The organism is Zoogloea sp. LCSB751 (assembly GCF_002028455.1).
Classification (GTDB): domain Bacteria; phylum Pseudomonadota; class Gammaproteobacteria; order Burkholderiales; family Rhodocyclaceae; genus Zoogloea.
The window spans coordinates 1-233 of sequence record NZ_MWUM01000668.1 but is presented as its reverse complement, the minus strand read 5'-3'; the positions used below and the strand labels follow the sequence as shown (position 1 = coordinate 233).

Here is a 233-nt window from a genome sequence, read left to right as displayed (position 1 = left end):
TATCTACAAAACCGACGCCAGAGTGAAGGAAATTGTCGCCGACGACGAGCACCTGCACCGCTGGCTGGACATGGCGCGCGAGCGCATTAATTTCCAGGGCCTGCCAGCGCGTATCTGCTGGGTCGGGCTGGAGTGGCGGCAAAAACTCGGCCTCGCCTTTAACGAAATGGTGCGCAGCGGCGAAGTCTCCGCGCCGATCGTCATTGGCCGCGACCACCTGGACTCGGGCTCTG

The 233-nt window shown here is 62.2% G+C and carries 1 pseudogene; it reads left to right on the top strand.

The window, feature by feature from the left end:
- Positions 1-233 (top strand): annotated as a pseudogene (locus B4920_RS28095) (urocanate hydratase); the annotation flags it as partial.